Here is a 19654-nt window from a genome sequence, read left to right on the forward strand (position 1 = left end):
CGACGAACCTCCCAACACGACAGGGCCTGCTGCCGTCGGCAATGGTTAGCCAAATATGGCGAAACCCACAGCCTTGGCGCCATGCACCACCGTGTTCGACGGCACATCCAACCACATGTGCGGCGTGAATGAGACGCCCCCCACGCCTCAACACGGGCACCAACACACGGACGAACGCGCCGGAGCAAGACGATCTCAGCGTCTCGGGAGCCGAATGGTCACGACCAGCCCTCCACCATCACGTGGCACCGCGGCCACATTTCCACCGTGAGCCTGAACCACCGCACGAACGATGGACAGCCCCAGCCCCGATCCCTTCGCCGAATCCACGCGGTCCGCGTGGAGCCTTCTGAAGGGCTCGAACAGGCTGTTCACCTCGTACGCCGGGACATGCTGCCCTGTGTTGGCCACCTGAACAACCAAGGCACCGTCCGCCATTCCCGTCTGGATCCAGACTTTTCCGTTTTCGGGAATGTTGTACTTGACCGCGTTCTCGAGGAGGTTGCTGACCGACCGCTCCAGGAGCACCGGATCGCCTATGGTAGGCGCGCTGACCAGTTCGGCCGTCACGGTTACCCCGTGCTCCTCGGCGAAGGCCGTCACCTGTTCCACGGCCGTCTGAGCGACTTCCCGGACATCGACCGGTTTGCGCACGGCGAGTTCGCGCTCGCTCCTCGCCAGCAACAGCAGTCCCTCGATGAGCTTCTCGTTACGCGCGTTGACTTCGAGAAGGGTACGGCCGAGCGCTTTGAGATCCTCGGACGCCTCGGGATCGGACAGGGCGATCTCCAGGACGGTCCGGTTAATCGTGAGGGGAGTTCGCAATTCGTGGGAGGCGTTGGCCACGAATCTGCGCTGGGTGTCGAAGGCGACGTTGAGCCGGGTGAGCATGGCGTCGAACGTGTCGGCCAGCTCCTTCAGCTCGTCGTTGGGGCCCTGCAGGTCGATGCGCTGATGGGCCAGGGTGCTCTCGGACAGCTTGCGCGCCGTCGCCGTCATCTGGGCCACCGGCCGCAGCGCCCGGTCGGCCACGAAGTAGCCGATGATCAGCGCCAGGATGCCGACACCCATCAGCGCGAGCAGGGAGTTGCCGAACAGCGCGTCCCGCGCACGCTGGATCGCCAGCGCCTGCATGTTGTGCCAGGCGTTCTGGAGCTGCTCGTCCGCGCTGGGAGGCAGTCCCAGATCGATGGTCGGCCAGGCCCAGGTGATCGCCGATCCGACGATCATGTAGACCGACCCCAGCAGCACGGCGGCCGCCGCGAAGACGAGCGCGCCGTACGTGAGCGTCAGCCGCCACCGGATGCTGACCTTGGCGGGCAGCTCCCTCATCCGCTCCATCGGCGTGCGCTGCACCGGCGACTGCGCGGGCGGTGGCGGGCCGTCCCAGGCGGGCGGCCCGCTGGGTGGTGGCGCCTGCTGCACGCGCGTCGCCTTCCTCGCCGAATGCGGGCTGATCATCGGATGCGTCGGCCCCGACTGGAGCTCCTCCGACCTCTCCATCACGGGGCCTCCCCCGCGACGGCCGTGCGGCGTTCAATGGATCGCCGTTTTCTCACAGTTTGTACCCAACCCCGGGCACAGTCTCGATCACCTGAGGCTCGCCCAGCTTCTTCCGCAGCGTCATCATGGTCACGCGGACCACGTTCGTGAAGGGATCGATGTTCTCGTCCCATGCCTTGTCCAGCAGGTCCTCCTGGCTGACCACGGCGCCCTCGGCCCGCATCAGCTCCTCGAGCACCGCGAACTCCTTCTTGGTCAGCACGACCTCCTTGCCGTCGCGCTCCACCAGCCGCTTGCCCGGGTCGAGCCGGATGCCGCCGCGCTCCAGGACGGGCGGCAGGGCGGGCGCGGAGCGGCGGCCGAGCGCGCGCACCCTGGCGACCAGCTCGATGAACACGAACGGCTTGGCCAGGTAGTCGTCGGCCCCCAGACCGAGACCCTCCACCTTGTCGTCCACGTCGCCCGACGCGGTCAGCATCAGGATCCGCGAGGCGCTGCGCTGCTCCACCAGGCGACGGCACACCTCGTCGCCGTGGACCACCGGCAGGTCGCGGTCCAGCACGATCACGTCGTAGTCGATGTAGGAGGTCCGCTCGAGGGCGCCGCCCCCGTCGTAGGCGACGTCGACCGCCATGGCCTCGCGCCGCAGCCCGGTCGCGATCGCGTCGGCGAGCACCCGCTCATCCTCAACCACCAGCACCCGCACGCCTGATGCACCTCTCTCCGATTCTGGTCACTCATTCTGTCCACAGCCTCGATAAGCGCACGGTAAGGCATGTTCAGAGGTGGGTGACCCCCCGGTCAGGGAGAGGAGCACAAAATTCATGTTTCGGGGTGCGACGGGCCGGGGTATGCCTGCGGGACACCCATCGCCCGGACATCACCCGGCAATGGGCGTGCTTCGCCCAAGAGCATGGACCGGACCCCAGAGAGTAGGTGAGATGGGCGAGTTCACGACTACGATCGAACACCGCCTCGACCAGGCTTATAAGGGCCTTCGGGAGGCCCGTAGCGTCGGCGACGAATATCTCGCTGACACGCTCACCGCCGAGATCGAGGACCTGCGCAGGCTGGCCGACGATCACGGCATCCCGTTGCCCCGCTGACCAAGCGCGGACGGCCGGAGCCCGCGGGGGCTCCGGCCGTTCGCGTTCAGGCGTCCCGTTCCGGGTTCTGTGCCGCCAGCAGGTCGTGCAGCTCCTCGAAGAGCCCCGGCGCCGCGCAGAGCGCGAACTCCGGGCTCACCGGCCTGCCGTGCAGGCCTTCGAGCCTGGCCCCCGACTCGGTCGCCACCAGACCGGCCGCGCCGTAGTCCCACGGGTTGATGCCGCGCTCGTAGTAGGCGTCCACGCGGCCGGCCGCGAGCGAGCACAGGTCGATCGCGCACGAGCCGCCGCGCCTGATGTCCCGCACCCGGGGCAGCACCGCCGCGACCACCTGGCCCTGGACCGCGCGCCTGCTCACCGCGTAGCCGAACCCGGTCGCCACCAGCGCCTGCGCGAGCGGCACGCCCGTGTTGCAGCGCAGCCGCTCCGCGCCGAGCCAGGCGCCCTCGCCGAGCGCCGCCGTGTAGACCTCGCCGCGCGCCGGCAGGTTGACGACCCCGGCCACGACCTGGCCGTTCACCTCGACGGCGATGGACACCGCCCACTCCGGCAGGCCGTACAGGAAGTTGACGGTGCCGTCGATCGGGTCGACGACCCAGCGCACGTCCGAATCGCCGGGCTTCTCCCCGCCTTCCTCGCCGAGGATCCTGTCGCCGGGCCTGGCGGCCAGGATGCGCTCGCGGATGAGCTCCTCCGACGCCTTGTCCAGCGCGGTGACCACGTCGGTGGGGCTGGACTTGGTCTCGATCTCCTCGGACATCGTGGGCCGCTTGGCGAGCAGCATGTCGCCCGCCTCGCGCGCGATGTCCTCGGCCAGTCTCAGGAAATCCGTCATCAGGCCACCGAGTCCGGACGCTTCCACTCCTCGCCGAGCACGTGCTGGGCGAGGAAGGCGAAGACGGTCTCGTACCAGGCGACGATGTTGCCCGGCTTGAGGATCCAGTGGTTCTCGTCGGGGAAGTACAGGAACTTCGACTCGACCTCGCTGCGCCGCAGGTCCCACCAGAGCCGCAGGCTCTCGCCGATCGGCACGCGGTAGTCCTTGTCGCCGTGGATGACGAGGAGGGGGGTGGTGATCTTGTCGAGCGCGTTGTGCGGCGACAGGAGGTCGTACCGCTCGGAGCCGGGCTCGCCCATCTCGCGCTGCCAGTACATGGCGGCGTCGGTGGTGCCGGCGAACTGGTCGAGGTTCCACAGTGCCGCGTGGGTGACGATGGCCTTGTAGCGGTCGCTGTGGCCGGCGAGCCAGTTGGCCATGTAGCCGCCGTACGAGCCGCCCATCGCGCCGATGCGCTCGCTGTCGATGTCGTCCCTGGCCAGGGCCACGTCGACGATCGCGTCGAGGTCGGCCTGGGTGCGCGGGCCCCAGTTGCCCCAGCCGCGGTCGATCATCTCCTGCCCGTAGCCGGTGGACAGGCACGGGTCCGGCATGAGCACGGCGTACCCGCGCTGGGTCATGAGCCACACCTGCCAGCGCCACTGCCAGTCGTTCCACGAGGCGACCGGGCCGCCGTGGATCCACAGCACGAACGGCGCCGGCTCGTCGGCCGAGGCGCCTTCGGGCAGCGCGAGCCAGCCGCGGATCGTGGCGCCGTCGTCGGCGGTGGCGGAGATCTCGGTCAGCGTGCCCGGCGCCTCGGGGCGCGGCCCGGGCGAGGGCAGGTCGACGATCTCGCCGCCGGCCACGTCGATCCTGGCCGGGCCGGGAGCGAGGGCGATGCCGCTGCGCAGCGCGTAGACGGAGCCGCCGTCGGAGGAGACGTTGAGCCCGGTGTACGCGGCGTCGTCCAGGGTGAGCCTGCTGCTCTCCCCGTCCAGCGGGACGCGGAAGACCGGGCGGCGGCCCTGGTGGTCGGCCACGATGTAGACGGCCGAGGAGTCCGGCGCCCACGCGATGTCCGCGGGGAACAGGTCGGGCGCGTACGCGCGGCCCTCGCCGGTGGCCACGTCGGCGATCCACAGCTCGCTGCGCGCCGAGACCTCCAGCCCGGTGAACCGGTCGCGGGCGCAGGCCACCTTGGAGCCGTCGGGCGAGATCGCGAGCGGGCCCGTGAAGTCGAAGCCGTCCTCGGTGAGCACCGTGCGCCGCTCGCCCGAGGCCACGTCGATGGCCACCAGGTCGGTACGGCTCTCGCCCTTCGGCAGGTACGTGCGCCAGGTCGTGAACACCGTGGCGCCGTCCGGGCTCAGCTCGAACGAGGCGTCCCGCAGCGCCTCCCCCGCGTCGGGGGTCAGCTCACGCACGTCCTCCAGGCGGTCGCCGCCGAGCCTGGCGGTGAACAGCCTGGTGCGGCCCGGGCCGAGGTCGTGGTCCCAGAAGCGGATCGGGTAGCCCTCGTGCAGGATGGCGCTGATCCCGGCGTCCTTGCGGGCCTTGCGCCTGTCCTCGTCGGCCGCCTCCTCGCCGTCGAGCACGTCGGCGGAGAACACCACGACGTCGGCGGCCGTGCGCACCGCGCCGATGCCGCCGGGGCGGGTGGCCACCTGGCGGGCCTCACCGCCCGCGCGGGGCAGCAACCAGAGCGCGGGCACCTCGTCGGAGGAGTCCTTGACGGTGGGGTCGGGGCGGGCGGAGGTGAACAGCACGTCGCCCGCGGCCGTGAAGACCGCGGCCGACTCGCCCTTGGCCGAGCGGGTCAGCCGGTAGGGCTCGCCGTCGACCGGAATCGCCCAGAGCGCGGTGCCGTAGGACTTGCCGTCGGGGTTGAGTGACTGGACCGTGGAGATCAATCTGGAGCCGTCGGGGGAGAGCTTCAGCGAGAGAACCCGGGGGATGGCCACGTAGTCGCGTATGTCATTGAATGCGCTCACTCAATCGAACCTACCTGTTCATGGCCTCACTCCGTGAGGCTGCTCGGTCGTCGGGAAGACCGACGACGGTCCCGAATAGGGTGGTCGCGTGGGAACATACGACGCGTTGCTGGTTCTGTCGTTCGGCGGGCCCGAGGGGCCCGACGACGTGCTGCCGTTCCTGGAGAACGTGGTGCGCGGCAGGGGGGTGCCGCGCGAGCGACTGCTCGAGGTGGCCGAGCACTACCAGGGCTTCGGCGGGGTCAGCCCGATCAACGGGCAGAACCGCGACCTGGTCGAGGCGCTGCGCCCGATCGCCGGCGTGCCCGTCTACTGGGGCAACCGCAACTGGCACCCGTTCGGCGAGGACACCGTCCGCCAGATGAAGGCCGACGGGATCAGGAAGGCGGCCGTGTTCGCGACCTCGGCGTTCGCGGGCTACTCGAGCTGCCGCCAGTACTACGAGGACATCGCCAGGATCTCCGTCGAGGACGGCCCGGAGCTGGTCAAGATGCGCCACTTCGGCGACCATCCGGGGTTCGTGGCCGCGATGGGCGACCACACGCGGGCGGCGCTCGAACGGCTCGGCCGCGACGACGCCAGGCTGGTGTTCACCGCCCACAGCATCCCCGTCTCCATGGCCGAGACCGCGGGCCCCTCGGGCGGCCTGTACGAGGCGCAGCTCCGCAGGAGCGCCGAGCTGGTCAGCCAGGCGCTCGGCCGCACGCAGCCGTGGGACCTGGTGTGGCAGTCGCGCAGCGGCCCGCCGCAGGTGCCGTGGCTGGAGCCGGACGTCTGCGACTTCCTGCGCAAGACGGACGCCCGTTCGGTCGTGCTGGTGCCGATCGGGTTCGTCTCCGACCACATGGAGGTCGTCTACGACCTCGACACCGAGGCCAGGCAGGTGGCCGCCGAGCTGGGGCTGCCCATGGAGCGGGCGGCGACCGCCGGCACGCACCCGCGCTTCGTCCAGATGGTGCGCGAGCTGATGGACGAGCCCGAGCCCGTCCCCTGCGCGCTCACCTGCTGCCCCCCACCCCGTGTTCATCGCCTCAGTCCAGGCGGCGGCGCTCCCTCGCGGCGCCCTCAGGCGTAGGTGCGGGCGTAGGCCTGGGCGATCCCCATGACCTTGTTCACGTAGTCCCACGAGTGGTTGTAGAACCAGATCGCCTTGCGTAGCTTCTCGCCGCCCTGGCCGGCGCCGTTGGCACACAGGTAGTTGGCGGCGCCGGGCACCGCGTCGTACGGGCTCCAGATGTCGGACTTGCCGTCCCCGTCGCCGTCCACGCCGTAGTGCTTCCAGGTGGCGGGCATGAACTGCATGGGCCCGAGCGCGCCCGCGCTGGACGGGCCGTTGTTGCGGCCGTGGCTGCTCTCCACCTGCCCGATCGCCGCCAGCACCGTCCACGACAGCCCCGGGCAGCGGGTGGCCGACGCCTTGTACAGGTCCAGGTAGCTGCCCGGGCGGCCCACGTTCACCGTCGTCTGGGGCTTCTGCTGCTTCGGCGTACGGTGCGCCGCGTCCAGCATGACGACCTGCGAGCCCTTGCCGAGCACCTTGCGCACCCCCGCCTCGCTGATCTTGCCGGCCTTGCCGTGCAGCAGCACCGCGACCCCCGGCGCGAACCCCAGCGACCTGCCCAGGTCCGCGCTCACCAGCCCGTCCACGCCCATGAGCCCGAGCGTGGCCGAGGCCGCCACGCGCAGCCGGGGACCGCCGTCCACCTGGTACATGCCGCCCAGGATCATCCCGAACTTGCGCATCGCGCCCGCGTCGGCCACCAGCTCGCCCCTGGCCAGCGCGCTCCACACGGCGGGCTGGTCGGCGACGGGCTGCGGCGTCCAGGAGCGGAAGTCTGCGGGATCGACGGCCAGCAGGTTCAGGCCGGTGCCGGCCACCTTGACCGCGCCCGCGTCCACCACGGCCACCTTCTGCACGTACTTCAGCCCGCTGAGCGCGAACCTCGTGCTCTTGGGGACCGTGCCCGCGGCGATGGCCAGCACGCGCGGCGGCGTCGCGGTGACCCCGGCGCCGCCCTGGCCGAAGTCCTTGACCGGCGCGGCCGTGGGCACGATCTGGTCGAGGCGCGGCGAGGGCTGCTGCGGCCGCTGCGTGGGCTTCCTGCGCACCGGCTCGTTCGCGGTTTTGACCAGGTCGTCGCCCAGGATCACGACGACTCCGCCGGCCGCGGCCGTGACCACGAGCACGGCGGCGACCATGAGGATGACCGCGCGGAACGAGGGAAGACCGGACACTCGGGACACGTTAACCCACTCGCCCGCTAAATCACTTGCCATACGGACATACGGTGCGTCATGGTTACTTGGCTCAAGTAAGGGGGAAACGGCGTGGTCGGGCCTTACCGGGGATTGTTCGACGGGCCCGGCGTCAAGGGATTCGTCCTGGCGGGATTCATCGGCCGTATGCCGATGTCCATGCTCGGCATCGGGGTCGTGCTGCTGGTCTCCGCGCTCACCTCGTCGTACGCCACCGCCGGCGGCGTCGCCGCCATGACCAACCTGGCCTTCGCCGTGGCCGCCCCCATGTCGGGCCGCCTCGTGGACAGGTTCGGGCAGGGCCGGGTGATACCGCCGTTCGCCGTCGTCAACGCGCTCGCGCTGGTCGCCCTGATGCTGTGCGCCGGGTTCGGGCTACCCGACTGGACGCTGTACGCCTCGGGCCTGCTCGTGGGCGGCACCTCGCTGTCGCTGGGCTCGATGGTGCGGGCCCGCTGGTCGGTCATCCACGGCGGGTCGGGCAAGCTGCACACCGCGTTCGCCTTCGAGTCGGTGGTGGACGAGGTCATCTTCGTCACCGGGCCCGCGCTGGTCACGGTGCTGGCCACCGCCGTGAACCCGTACGCGGGGCTGGTCGTGGCCCTGGTCTGCATGCTCCTCGGCACCTTCGCGCTGGCGGCCCAGCGGCGCACCCAGCCGCCCGTGCAGCCGGTCAGGTCGGCGTCGGGCACGCCCATCCTGATCCCCGGCATCGCCCTGCTGGCGTGCGTCTACCTGGCGCTGGGCGCCGTGTTCGGCTCGGTCGACCTGATCACGGTGGCCTTCGCCGAGGAGCACGGCGTGAAGGGCGCCTCCGGGTTCCTGCTGGCGGCGTTCGCGGGCGGGTCGATGGTGTCGGGGCTGTGGTTCGGGTCGCGGGACTGGAAGATCTCGCTGCGCGGGCGGTTCGTGCGGACGCTCGCGCTGTTCGTGGTGGGGCTCATACCGATCATGTTCATCGGTGACGCGCGGGTCATGGCGCCGGCGCTGTTCCTGGCCGGATTCGCCATCTCGCCGACGCTCATCACGGGCTTCTCGCTCACCGAGCGGCTGGTGCCTCCGTCCCTGCTCACCGAGGGCATGGCGTGGATCTCGACGTCGATCGGGTTCGGCGTGGCGGTCGGGGCATGGGCCGGCGGGCGGCTCACCGAGTTGTTCGGCGCGTCCAACGCGTACGCCTTCTCCTGGGGGGCGGCGATCCTGGCCGCGGCCGTGGGCATCGGAGGTTCGGGTTTGCTGAGACTTCCCGAGGCTCCTTCACCCGCCAATAGTTGATCCGCTACGGTCGGGACATCCCTCGCAACACCCATCTCATTGGAAGCATTACCTATGTCCCGACAAATCAGTTCACTTCTAGCTATCGCGGCTGTCTGCGTCACCCTGGCCCCGGCGCCCGCCTTCGCGCAGGCGCCGAAGAAGGCCGCGCCGGTCGACTGCGAGCAGGTCAAGTGCCTCGCGCTGACGTTCGACGACGGGCCCGGCAAGTACGCGGGAACGCTCCTCGACACGATGAAGAAGTATGACGCGAAGGCGACGTTCTTCCTCGAAGGCCAGTACGTCAAGAGCCGCCCCGCGTTCGTCAAGCGCATGGTGGCCGAGGGCCACGAGGTCGGCAACCACAGCTACAGCCACCCCGACTTCACCAAGTCCGACGCGGGCACCATCAGGAACGAGATCAAGAAGACCCAGGACGCGGTCAAGAAGGCTTCGGGCGTCGAGCCCAAGCTGCTGCGTCCGCCGTACGGGCTGGCCGACCTGCAGGTCGCCGACGTCGCCACGGAGTTCGGCATGCCGATGATCCTGTGGACCGCCGGCTCCGAGGACTGGTCCAGCAAGAACGTCGACGCCATCAAGAAGAAGACCATGGAGGTCGCGCAGCCCAACGGCATCATCCTGATGCACGACTGGGTGAAGCAGACCGTGGACGCGATGCCGGCCCTCATCAAGTCGCTCCAGAAGAAGGGCTACCACCTCGTGACGGTGTCCGACATCGTCAAGCAGCAGAACCTGCAGCCCGGCGACATCTTCCCGGTTCCCGCGGGCTGGGAGAAGTGAGTATCGTTCGCGTCTAACCGAACGATGCTCTGGAGGGGTGCTCATGACGTTCGCGAATTGGGCGCGTAACCAGTCGGGCACCCCTGCCGAGGTGCGTATGCCGGCCTCGGTCGAGGACGTCGTACGCGCCGTGCGGGACGCCGCCGCCTCCGGGCGGCGGGTCCGCATGGTGGGCACGGGCCACTCCTTCACGGGGGTGGCCCTCACCGACGGCGTCATGCTGCGCCCCGGCGCGCTCACCGGGATCAGGTCATGGGGCGACGACCGCGTGACCGTGCTGGCCGGCACCCCGCTCCGCGTGCTGAACGAGCTGCTCGACGAGCGCGGCCTGGCCCTGGCCAACATGGGCGACATCACCGAGCAGACCGTCGCGGGAGCGATCCAGACCGGCACGCACGGCACCGGCCGCGACAGCGGCGGCCTCGCCGACCAGGTCGCCGAGCTGGAGCTGGTGCCGGCCGACGGCTCGGTGACGACGGCCGGGCCGGGCGAGGACCTGTTCGACGCGGCCAGGGTCGGGCTGGGGGCGCTCGGGGTCCTGACGGCCGTGACGCTCCGGGTGGAGCCCGCGTTCCTGCTGCGCAACCGGCGGCGCAAGCTGTCCCTCAGCGAGGTGCTCGGCTCGCTCGACGAGCTGACCTCGGAGAACGAGCACCTCGACTTCTTCTGGCTGCCGCACACCGACGCCTGCCTGGTCAAGACCAACAACCGCAGCCCGGGCCCGGCCCGGCCGCCGGGCGCGTTGCGGCACTGGCTGGACAACGTCTTCCTGGAGAACACCGTCTTCGGCGCGGCCTGCGCGCTCGGGGGCCGCTTCCCCGACCTGATCCCGCGGATCAACGCCGTCAGCGCGGCGGCGCTCGGCGACTCGGAGTCGGTGGACACGTCGTACAAGGTCTTCACGGCGCGGCGGGACGTGCGCTTCCTCGAGATGGAGTACGCGGTGCCGCGCGAACGCCTCGGCCAGGCGCTGCGCGAGACCAGGGACCTGATCGACCGGATGGACTGGAAGATCACGTTCCCGGTGGAGGTGCGGGTCACGCCGCCCAGCGACGCGTGGCTGTCCACCGCGTACGGGCGCTCGTCGGCGTACATCGCGTGCCACATCTACCGGCCGACGCCGAACCCCGCGTACTTCGAGGGCGTGGAGGAGATCATGACGCGGCTGGACGGGCGGCCGCACTGGGGCAAGCTGCACACCAGGGACGCTTCCTACCTGAACAAGGTCTATCCCCGCTTCGCGGACTTCACGGCCCTGCGCGACCGGCTCGACCCAGGACGCCTATTCGGTAACGACTACCTGGATCGAGTGCTCGGCTAACGCATCGTTAGTTGACCTGCACCTCGCCGCGAACGTCGAGGATTCCCGTCCCGCCCTCGGCGGGAACCAGCGGCGCGGACGCCGCGAGCTGTGGAACGGGGTGCTTGGCGCTTCATAGACCCGACTACCGCCTGGAGGTCTCCGCGCCCTGAGACGACCGGCCCGGCCGTCTTGTCATTGCATTGCGTGCGAACCTGGTTACCGTCCGCATGCTCAAGGTAGCAAAGGTTCTGGGCTAACGTCGCCTTCAGTAAAGAAGCTTCCTCTGAAACGTGTCACGGCTCCGCGCGGGCCGTGAGGCGGGCATCCTCGTAACTCGTGCCCCGACGACTCGGCCTGCCCTCCGTGTACCTCGCCGCGGCCGTGGCCACCGCCGCCACGACCGCCGTTCCTCTCGCCATGACGCCCGCGTCAGGACTCGCCCTGCGGCCCGCCCCCACCGAGCCGACCCGGCCCTTCATCGTCACGGCACGCAGCCGCGGCGCCGCCCGCGATCTCGTCGGCGAGGTGCGGTGGCGGGTGCGGCGCTATTACACCGCCGCACTGCCCGGCTTCGCCACCTTCCTCACCGCCGCCGAGCTGGCCGAGCTCCGGTCGGACCCGCGGGTGCTCGCGGTCGAGCCCGACCGCGAGATCCGCCCCATGGCGCTCGGGAAGTCCCGCCCGCGCTCCCGCTGGGCCACCGGCGCCGGCGCCACCGTGTACGTCGTGGACAGCGGCCTGGACGCGGCCCGGGCCGAGCTCGGCGACCGGGCCTGGCGCGCCTTCGACGCCACCGGCGGCACCGGGCACGACTGCGCGGGCCACGGCACCGAGGCCGCCCGGCGCGTCAACGTCATGGCGCCCAAGGCCAGGATCGCCTCGGTACGGGTGCTCGGCTGCGCCGGCTACGGCACCCTGGCCGACCTGCTCGCCGGGCTGGACTGGATCGGCAGGCACGCCCACGGCCCCTCCGTCGCGAACCTGGCCGTCGACGGGTCCGACTCCCCCGCGCTCGACACCGCCACGCGGTCGCTGGTGCGGTCGGGCGTCTTCGTGGTCGGCGCGGCGTCCTCCGGCGCCTGCCGGACCGTGCCCGGCGCTCAGGCGTTCTCCGATCACGCCCCGTATCTGGCCGGGGTCGCCGCCCAATACCTGGAGCGCCATCCTGGCGCCGCCCCATCCGTTCTGGCCTCTTGGCTCAAGTGCACGACACCACGCGCCGCGATTCGTCAGAATCCGTCAGGGGCCTCTAACCTCCACTTGCACAACGGCGGGCTCTAGAGGGATGGATTCGACAAATGTGACCGGCGTCACACCGTCCCGGGAGTATCCCAGGAAGGCGATGTTCGGACATGCCGGGTACGGTGCTGGCAGGCAACCGGCACACGCGAGAGACTCAAGGGTCCGGGGGAAGAATGGCGACGCTGACGAAGGGACTCGCATGCAGGAGCTCCGACTCGTCGCGGTGAGTGAGGACGGCACCTATCTCGTGCTGGCTACTGCCGGGCGAGGTACGCGCTTCACGCTTCCCGTGGACGACCGGCTCCGTGCTGCCGTCCGCGGCAACTTCTCCCGTCTCGGCCAGTACGAGATCGAAGTGGAGAGTCCGTTGCGCCCCAAGGAGATCCAGGCTCGCATCCGCGCCGGAGAGACGGCGGAGCAGATAGCCGCGACCGCCGGGATCCCGGTCGAGCGTGTCCGCTGGTTCGAGGGTCCGGTGCTGCAGGAGCGGGAGTACGTCGCCCAGCAGGCGCAACGTGTGGCCGTCCGGATGCCCGGCGAGTCGTCGCCCGGGCCCACCCTGGGCGACCTCGTCGCCGAGCGGCTGACCAGGCGCGGCGTGCCCACCGACGAGATCGACTGGGACTCCGCCAAGCGGGACGACGGGCTGTGGCGCGTCAAGCTCGGCTACGTGTGGAACGGTCACACGCGTCACGCCGAATGGCTGTTCGACCCGCGCAAGCGGCACGTGACGCCCCATGACGACGAGGCCATGCGGCTGTCGTCGGCCGACTTCGACCCGGATCCCGTCGTCGTGGAGGACACGACGGTGACGCCGTTCACGCCGCGGGTCGCCAAGCTGCAGCCGGTGCCGCCGCTCGCCTCCGACCCGCTGCCGTTCCCGTCGGTGGTGCGCCGCGAGCCGGAGGAGCCGGCGGTCGGCTACAACCCGCCGCCCAGGTCGCCGGAGACGGCGTACGGCCGCGCCCCGGAGGCGGCGCCCCCGTTCGAGCGGGGCGCGCCTCCACGTGAGCCTGACACCTCCAGAGAGGTGTCCTACGACACGCCCGACCCCGGCGAGCACTACCGGCCGGAGTCGCCCGCCCGCGAGACCGGCTATGCCCGCCCCGGCGACACCTCGTCCCGCCGTGGCGGGTCTTCGCCGTGGCTGCCCGACTTCGGCTCCAGCCGTCCCGCCGGGCGCGAGGCGGACTCCTCCATCTACGCTCCTGCCGGCACGCCCGCGGACTCCCGCACCTCACCGCCGCCCGCCGTCGAGGAGCCGCCCGCCCCCGAGCGCCCTGCGGCCTGGCGCGAGCAGAGCCCTGCCCCGCAGGCCCCCGCACCGTCCCAGCCCGCCGCGGCCACGCCGCCCACGCCCCGGCCCACCACCGAGCCCCACCACCAGCCCACCACCCACGACCAGCACCCCACCCCGGCCCAGCCCGCTTCCCAGGACCGGCCCACTTTCCAGGACCGGCCCACCGCCGCGGACCAGCCCACCTCCTACGACCGGCCCGCGACCTCAGGCCAGCCTGCCCTCCAGGACCGGCCCGCCCTCGCGGACCAGCCGGTCTCCGGTGAGCACCTCGCCGCTCCGGACCGGCCCGTCTCCGGGGAGCAGTTGGCCGCTCCCGAGCGCCCCGTCTCCCAGGACCCGCCGGCCTCCCAGGCCCAGCCCGCGCCCCAGGCCCAGCCCGCAGCCCAGGCTCAGCCCGCTGCTGAGGCCCGGTCCGGCGCTGAGGCCCAGCTCGCTGCTGAGGCCCAGCGTGTCGGCCAGGGCCAGGCGAGCGCCGCCGTGGAGTCGCCCGCGCAGCCCGAGGCCGCGAAGCCCGAGGCCGCAACGCCCGCTGCGGTGGAGCGACCTGCCGCACCGGAGTCGTCCACGGAGCCCGCTCAGGACGCCCACTCCGCCGCGACCAGCCAGCCGAGCACGACCCCGGCCCCAATCGCGGCCTCCGAGCCGACCGCCGCCCCTGAGCCGGTCGTGACCCATGAGGCGACGGCGGCCACGCAGCCCGAGACGTCCGCAGACCCCGTGGCACCCGCGGAGACCGTAGCGACCACCGAGCCGACGTCGGCCACCCAGCCAGCGACTGCTGCGGAGCCGACCACGGTCACCGAGCCCGCAGCATCCGCGGAGCCGACCCCGGCCGCCGAGTCCAAGGCGACCACGGAGCCGACCACGGTTACCGAGCCCGCGGCGACCTCTGAGGCGATGGCCGTCACCCAGCCCGCGACATCCGTGGAGCCGACCGCGGTCGCCGAGCCGGTGGCCGCCTCGGAGTCGGCGGCAGTCACCGAGCCGGCGGCATCTGCGGCGCCGGTGGCGTCCGCGGAACCGACCACGGTCACCGAGTCGGCGCCGGTCACGGAGCCGGTCGCGTCCTCAGCCACCGAGCCGGTCACTTCCTCGGCCACCGAGTCGGACACGTCTTCGGCCAGCGCGCCGGTCGCCTCGGCCAGCGACACCGAGCCCACTCCTGAGCCCGCTCCCGCGCCGGTCTCCGAGGCCGTCTCCGCGCCTGCCGACGCGACCGCCGATGGGGACACCACACCCACCACGGACGCCCAGGCCACCGACGCCGTGAAGGCCGAGACGTCCACGCCAGCGGCAGACGCGCCCACCGCCGAGCCGACGGCCGCCATGCCCGAGCAGAAGGCGACCCAGGCCGTACCGGACGCCAAGCCGCAGCCCGAGGCGGCCCCTGAGGTCGCCGCACCGGAGGCCGCGAGCACCGCTGCGACGAAGCCTGCCGAGGCCGCCGCGCCGGAGCCCGCGGCTCAGCCCGCCGCGCCGAAGCCCAAGAGCGCGGCCGAGCCCGAGCAGCCCGCTCAGGAGGCCAAGCCGCCGGCGCCCGCTCCCAAGCCCAAGCCCACGGAGCCCAAGACCGCCCCGGCGGTCCCGGCGGCGCGTTCCGGCAAGGACGCGCCCAAGGAGGAGCCGCCCGTGCCGGTGCCGTCTCCCCCGCCCGCTCCGGCGGCCCGCCAGGCGCGCAAGGGTTCGCGGGGCCGCCGTGCCTCGGTCCCGACCTGGGACGAGATCATGTTCGGCGCCCGCCGCCAGGACTGACCCGTTTCAGGCGCGGAGACCGACCTCGGCGGCCCACCGCCAGGCCACGGCGCCACGACTTCAGCGGCACCACACCGGCGCGAGGGCCGTAACGCAGACCGGGGCCTCCCAGTCCGCCGCCGCAAAGGTCATGGGCCGTAACGAAGGACGGGATCTCCCAGCCCACCCGAGGGGAAGGGAGATCGGTGCCTCGGCACGGATCTCCCGGTCCACCGCCCAGAAAAGAGGGGGCGGCGCCGGGGTCAGGCCGTGGGTGGTGTGCTGGGGGACTCGAGGAAGGGGGCGAGCCACTCCGGCGTCACCTCACCGGGAAACGCCGCCCCCTGGGCCACCGACACGTCGATCGCCGAGTAGCCCCCCTTGCCCGCCCCGACCCCGGCGATCAGCGTGAGCACTCCGGCCCGCCGCTGGAACCACGTCTGCCGCAGCCGCCACCCCACCACGGCCCGGCGTTCGATCACGGCGTGGGAGCGCCGCAGCGACCCCGACCGCACCGCCACGCGTACCCCGTCGTAGCCGTGCCCCAGTGACCGGTACCGGTCGAGCCCGAGCGGGATCCCGGCCCCGGCCAGCAGCAGCGCGAGCACCAGCAGGACCCACCAGAGGATGATCCCCGTCGCCCAGATCCCCACGGCGCTCGCCACCGCCAGCACGGCCCACGGGAAGACGGCGCGGAACAGGCGGCGGTTGCGCGCCACGGGCGGGTGGCGGCGGAGTTCGGCCTGGTGGGGGCCGATGGCCTCCGCGGTCACCTGGTACGCCACGGCCCGGGGCACGTCGGGCAGGAGTTGCCCGCGCGTCTCGGAGTCGCCGAGCCCCGTGACGATGGCCCAGGCCCGTACGACCCCGGCCCAGCGTTCGGCGAGCCCGTCCACGATCTCGTAGCCGCGCACCCGGGCGGACTCCAGCGACACGCTGCGCCGGTTGATCAGCCCTCGTTCGGCGACCAGGTAGCCGTCGCGGTGCTTGAGCTTGAAGTCCCAGTTGAAGACCGCGTACATCAGCCCGCCCACGACCGGCATCGCCAGCACGAGCAGCACCGCCACGGCCACCAGCAGGTAGGGATGGTCCCAGACCCATTCCCCGGCGCTCCAGGCGGCGTCCTGGTCGAGGCCCAGGTCGTCGCCCCACTGGAACGCCAGGCCCACGGCGCCGCCCGCGAGGGCGAAGGGGGTGAGCAGGTACGCGCCGGACAGCGGCCCGTACAGCAGCCACTTCCTCGGCACCCTGATGATCACCCGCTCGTGAGGGGCCGCCGCCTCGGACTCCTGCGCCTCGGGCCGGGGCGCGCGCCGCAGCAGCACCGACTTGAGGCGGTCGGCCTCCTCCGGCGTGATTCCGTCGAGCTTGGCCTCCTCGTCGCCGCCGCTGGCCCCGGTGTCGATCTTGAGCACGGTCAGGCCGAGCAGGCGGTGCAGGGGCGGCGTGGACACGTCGACGCCGCGGATCCGCTCAAGCGGGATGGTACGGACGGAACGGCTGATCAACGACCGCTTGGTCTCCAGCCGGTCGCCGACGATCTCGTAGCTGAAGGTGGCCCACCTGATGATCGCGAACACCACGGTCCCCGCCACGCCCAGGGCCGCCCATACGTACGAGTGGGCCGAGAACCCGCCCACGAACAGCACGCCGACGAGGGGCAGGAGGAGGGAGGGAAGCATGCGTACGGGGTCGATGAGCAGCACCTTGGGGCTCAACCGCAGCGGCACCCGGACCGGAGGACCCGGCGGCCCTCCCATCGGGCCGGGCGGACCGCTCCACGGCTCGGACGCCTGCCCGCTCCCATCGCCGCCGCCCGGGTGCGCGGCCCAGGGCGGAGCGCCGTCCTGGTCATACGGCTGCGGAGGTCCGGCAAGGGGACGCGGCTCGCTCAGAGGCGGAGGACCAGGGTCGCTCCGAGGGGGAGAATCCGGCCGAGGACTCGGGTCGCTCCGAGAGGGCTGAGGGGGCGGGTCGCCTTGCGGGTGGTGGGGGTCGGTCATGTCGCGTCGTCCCTGAGCGCCTCGGCGCGGTGCGCGAGCTGCTCGGCGAGCCCGGCCGCCACCGCGTAGTCAAGACCCTTGATCGTCGAGGACCCGGCGTGGGACGCGGTACGGATCTCGAGCGTGGCCAGCCCGAGCAGCCGCTCCATCCACCCTTGCCCCTTGTCGACCGTCTGGATGCGGCTCACAGGCACGAACACCCACTCCCTGGTCAAGAACCCCGACCTGGCGTAGACGACGTCCCCTGAGAGCTCCCAGCGGTGCACGGCGTACCGTACGAACGGCTCGGCCACCAGGAACGGCGCCGTCAGCAGCACGACCGCGGCCGGCAGCAGCCAGGAGTTGTCCGCGAACCAGCCGGGCACCCACGACCAGCCGCTCCCGCCCACCCACCGCGCCACCAGAAGCGAGCCGCCGAGGAAGAACACGAAGGCGACCAGCGATTCGAGCAGCCACAGGCGGACGGCTTTCGGCGAGACGCGGTTCGCCGGATCGCGCAGTGGGCCAGTTGACGTCACAAGGCCAGCTTAGGGCGCGCGGGGGCAAGGCGATCAGCCCGCGGGCCGCTAAAGATCGACCGAGATCCTCGGCGTGTCGGCCGTCGCGCCCCTCCGCCCCGGTGCCATGCTCGGTGGCGGCCGGCCGCAGGCTGTCGAGCTTGGCCACGTCGGCGGCGCCACGTACGTGCCAACCAGGCTCGGCCAGCGCATGACCGCACCACCGCGCAAGCGCCTCACGCAACGTGGCAGCCGCCGTCACCCGCACGAACCACCCCCGCCCGATTCGGGCCACCAGAGCCGCTGGAATCACCACGAGCTCCTACATCTATGGACCGATCCGGCGCATCTGGTTTTTGCGACATCACCGCGACCGAAAACGCTGTCCGTTTTGTCGGATCCGGGTGCATGACCCCACTCCCGCCCCACCGCATCGAACCAGCAGGCCAGGCCGGGTCCGAGGCGCGACCCGATTCCGGTCCCCCAACAGACACGCAGGCCACTCCTGTGGCCAACCTCACTCCACGGATCCCGCGATTCTGACCCGTTTCGGATCCTTTACCGAGCACCGACCATCGAGAAACGGTCTGCGCACCGCCGAGAGCCGCGTAGCATCGTCCGGCATGGGGCTGTGTAACGCGGCAACACGCATGCGGCACATCGCCGTCAGTGTGACGGCGGTGACTGCGGCGTTCGCGTTGGCCGGTTGCGGCAGCTTCATCGGCAGATCTCAGGCCAAGGACATCGCGGAGATCAACGTCTCGAGCCCGGAGTTGGGGGAAGGTAAGCCGCTTCCCGCCGAATACTCCTGCCGGGGCGGCGAGGGCAGTCCTCCGCTGCGCTGGTCGAGCCAACCGTTGTCCGAGGCGAAGTCGATCGCGATCGTGGTCGACTCCCACACACCGTCCGATTCGGCTGTCAACTGGGTGCTCTACAACATCCCGGCGACCACGACCGAGCTGGGGCCCAACGCCGCGGCGGATCCCCCTGAGGGGTCCGGCCAGGCGAAGGTCACCGGCGGCAAGGAGGGCTATGAGCCGCCTTGCACAAGCCCGGGCAGCTATCGCTTCACCGTCTACACGTTGAACGGACGGGTCGACCTCAAGCAGGGTGACGAGCTCCCCGACATCCTGAAGGAGATCGCGGACAAGACGATCGCCCGGGGTCGGCTCACAGCGGTCGACATCCAGTGAGAGAGCGATCACAGCAGGTAGTCCGGTGTACCTATTCTTCACGTAGGGTGTGACAACGCTCATAGTGGTCCGACACAATCAGATCCAATCGTTAGGCACTGGTGATCAATGGGGGCAGGTCGCGTCGATGGCCGCGCGATCTCACCAGCGCCGAAGGGAGGCCATGGCTTTGAGGGTGGTGCAATGATCGCGGTCGTAGTGAGCTTGGTCGCTGTCGTGCTCCTCGTGCTCGTCGTCGTGGCACTGGGCATGCGTTCCATGAGCCGGAGGGAGAGCTCTCTCCCTCCGGAACGGCTGAAGGAGATGGCTGAGAAAGAGGAGATGACGCACGCGCGCTCCACTGACGAGTTCGCGGCGCACGAGCCTCGCATGGCCAATTTCAGCCCTGATTTCAGCCCCATCGGCGAGCGCGAGCCCAAACCGGTGCGTACCGGGCAGCGTGGCAGGCGCGGCGTCGACGAGTGGGGCAACCCGAGCACGGATGACGACGACGAGGAGTTCTGGGCCAACATCCGCAGCGACGCGGAAGAGGGCGGTTTCGGCGCGGGTGGCACCGTGGCGGCCAGGAAGGCCTCCTCCCGTCCGGTCGAGCGTGAGAAGCCCGCCGAGCGCCCCGCGGCCCCCAAGCGCCAGGAGCGCACCGCGAAGCCGCGG

General features: G+C 71.1%; 16 protein-coding genes. 9 read left to right on the forward strand and 7 right to left on the reverse strand.

Annotated features, from left to right (window positions below):
* Positions 1-195: 195 nt before the first annotated feature.
* Positions 196-1461 (reverse strand): sensor histidine kinase, encoded by a 1266-nt coding sequence (locus ACWDX9_RS17405; RefSeq protein ID WP_449954697.1) that lies wholly within the window; start codon positions 1459-1461, stop codon positions 196-198.
* 94 nt (positions 1462-1555) lie between these two features.
* A complete protein-coding gene (locus tag ACWDX9_RS17410; protein ID WP_350722895.1) occupies positions 1556-2209 on the reverse strand; it encodes a response regulator transcription factor in 654 nt (217 codons plus the stop codon).
* A 235-nt stretch (positions 2210-2444) separates the two neighbouring features.
* Here ACWDX9_RS17410 and ACWDX9_RS17415 point away from each other — a divergent pair, with 235 nt between their 5' ends.
* Complete coding sequence (locus ACWDX9_RS17415; RefSeq protein ID WP_165959788.1) at positions 2445-2609, forward strand: hypothetical protein; 165 nt, start codon at positions 2445-2447, stop codon at positions 2607-2609.
* A 46-nt stretch (positions 2610-2655) separates the two neighbouring features.
* On the opposite strand, the gene ACWDX9_RS17420 is transcribed toward ACWDX9_RS17415, so the two are convergent.
* Together ACWDX9_RS17420 and ACWDX9_RS17425 are read right to left on the reverse strand one after the other, a co-directional pair.
* Complete coding sequence (locus ACWDX9_RS17420; RefSeq protein ID WP_355194354.1) at positions 2656-3444, reverse strand: inositol monophosphatase family protein; 789 nt, start codon at positions 3442-3444, stop codon at positions 2656-2658.
* Positions 3444-5420 carry a prolyl oligopeptidase family serine peptidase gene (locus ACWDX9_RS17425; RefSeq protein ID WP_449954671.1) on the reverse strand — a complete coding sequence of 659 codons (1977 nt, stop codon included), beginning with the start codon at positions 5418-5420 and terminating at the stop codon, positions 3444-3446. Before ACWDX9_RS17425 ends, ACWDX9_RS17420 begins: the two co-directional genes overlap by 1 nt.
* Before the next feature lie 88 nt (positions 5421-5508).
* On the opposite strand from ACWDX9_RS17425, the gene ACWDX9_RS17430 reads away from it, so the two are divergent.
* Entirely contained in the window at positions 5509-6495 is a 987-nt protein-coding gene (locus ACWDX9_RS17430) for a ferrochelatase (protein WP_449954674.1), read from the forward strand.
* On the opposite strand, the gene ACWDX9_RS17435 is transcribed toward ACWDX9_RS17430, so the two are convergent.
* Entirely contained in the window at positions 6486-7655 is a 1170-nt protein-coding gene (locus ACWDX9_RS17435; RefSeq protein ID WP_449954675.1) for a lytic transglycosylase domain-containing protein, read from the reverse strand. The two genes, ACWDX9_RS17430 and ACWDX9_RS17435, sit on opposite strands and share 10 nt — an antisense overlap.
* A gap of 93 nt (positions 7656-7748) precedes the next feature.
* Between ACWDX9_RS17435 and ACWDX9_RS17440 the strand changes: the two genes are divergently transcribed.
* From ACWDX9_RS17440 to sepH, 5 genes are all read left to right on the forward strand, one after another.
* Positions 7749-8951 (forward strand): MFS transporter, encoded by a 1203-nt coding sequence (locus ACWDX9_RS17440; RefSeq protein ID WP_449954678.1) that lies wholly within the window; start codon positions 7749-7751, stop codon positions 8949-8951.
* Between the two features lie 54 nt (positions 8952-9005).
* The gene (locus ACWDX9_RS17445; protein WP_449954680.1) at positions 9006-9731 is read left to right on the forward strand and encodes a polysaccharide deacetylase family protein; all 726 of its coding nucleotides are present in this window, start codon (positions 9006-9008) and stop codon (positions 9729-9731) included.
* 43 nt (positions 9732-9774) lie between these two features.
* Positions 9775-11052, forward strand: a complete 1278-nt coding sequence (locus ACWDX9_RS17450) for a D-arabinono-1,4-lactone oxidase (RefSeq protein WP_449954683.1) — start codon at positions 9775-9777, stop codon at positions 11050-11052.
* 318 nt (positions 11053-11370) lie between these two features.
* Positions 11371-12315 carry a S8 family serine peptidase gene (locus tag ACWDX9_RS17455; protein ID WP_449954685.1) on the forward strand — a complete coding sequence of 315 codons (945 nt, stop codon included), beginning with the start codon at positions 11371-11373 and terminating at the stop codon, positions 12313-12315.
* A gap of 160 nt (positions 12316-12475) precedes the next feature.
* Positions 12476-15328, forward strand: a complete 2853-nt coding sequence (gene sepH / locus ACWDX9_RS17460; RefSeq protein WP_449954687.1) for a septation protein SepH — start codon at positions 12476-12478, stop codon at positions 15326-15328.
* A 242-nt stretch (positions 15329-15570) separates the two neighbouring features.
* Here sepH and ACWDX9_RS17465 read toward each other — a convergent pair whose 3' ends face one another.
* Together ACWDX9_RS17465 and ACWDX9_RS17470 are read right to left on the reverse strand one after the other, a co-directional pair.
* On the reverse strand, positions 15571-17037 hold the full coding sequence (locus ACWDX9_RS17465) for a PH domain-containing protein (RefSeq protein WP_449954690.1): 1467 nt from the start codon (positions 17035-17037) through the stop codon (positions 15571-15573).
* Positions 17038-17306: 269 nt separating this feature from the next.
* Positions 17307-17828, reverse strand: coding sequence for a PH domain-containing protein (locus tag ACWDX9_RS17470; protein ID WP_350722916.1), 522 nt, complete (start codon positions 17826-17828; stop codon positions 17307-17309).
* Between the two features lie 629 nt (positions 17829-18457).
* On the opposite strand from ACWDX9_RS17470, the gene ACWDX9_RS17475 reads away from it, so the two are divergent.
* Positions 18458-19000 (forward strand): YbhB/YbcL family Raf kinase inhibitor-like protein, encoded by a 543-nt coding sequence (locus ACWDX9_RS17475; RefSeq protein ID WP_449954692.1) that lies wholly within the window; start codon positions 18458-18460, stop codon positions 18998-19000.
* Between the two features lie 225 nt (positions 19001-19225).
* A partial coding sequence (locus ACWDX9_RS17480; RefSeq protein ID WP_449954694.1) for a hypothetical protein occupies positions 19226-19654 on the forward strand: 429 nt, incomplete at its 3' end.

It is taken from the genome of Nonomuraea sp. NPDC003201, from assembly GCF_053590415.1.

Bases quoted from the DNA above. Each gene is read 5' to 3' on its own strand.
- ACWDX9_RS17445 (WP_449954680.1), top strand. From the start codon at position 9,006: ATGTCCCGACAAATCAGTTCACTTCTAGCTATCGCGGCTGTCTGCGTC.
- ACWDX9_RS17420 (WP_355194354.1), bottom strand. From the start codon at position 3,444: ATGACGGATTTCCTGAGACTGGCCGAGGACATCGCGCGCGAGGCGGGC.
- ACWDX9_RS17475 (WP_449954692.1), top strand. From the start codon at position 18,458: ATGCGGCACATCGCCGTCAGTGTGACGGCGGTGACTGCGGCGTTCGCG.
- ACWDX9_RS17415 (WP_165959788.1), top strand. From the start codon at position 2,445: ATGGGCGAGTTCACGACTACGATCGAACACCGCCTCGACCAGGCTTAT.
- ACWDX9_RS17405 (WP_449954697.1), bottom strand. From the start codon at position 1,461: ATGATCAGCCCGCATTCGGCGAGGAAGGCGACGCGCGTGCAGCAGGCG.
- ACWDX9_RS17450 (WP_449954683.1), top strand. From the start codon at position 9,775: ATGACGTTCGCGAATTGGGCGCGTAACCAGTCGGGCACCCCTGCCGAG.
- sepH (WP_449954687.1), top strand. From the start codon at position 12,476: ATGCAGGAGCTCCGACTCGTCGCGGTGAGTGAGGACGGCACCTATCTC.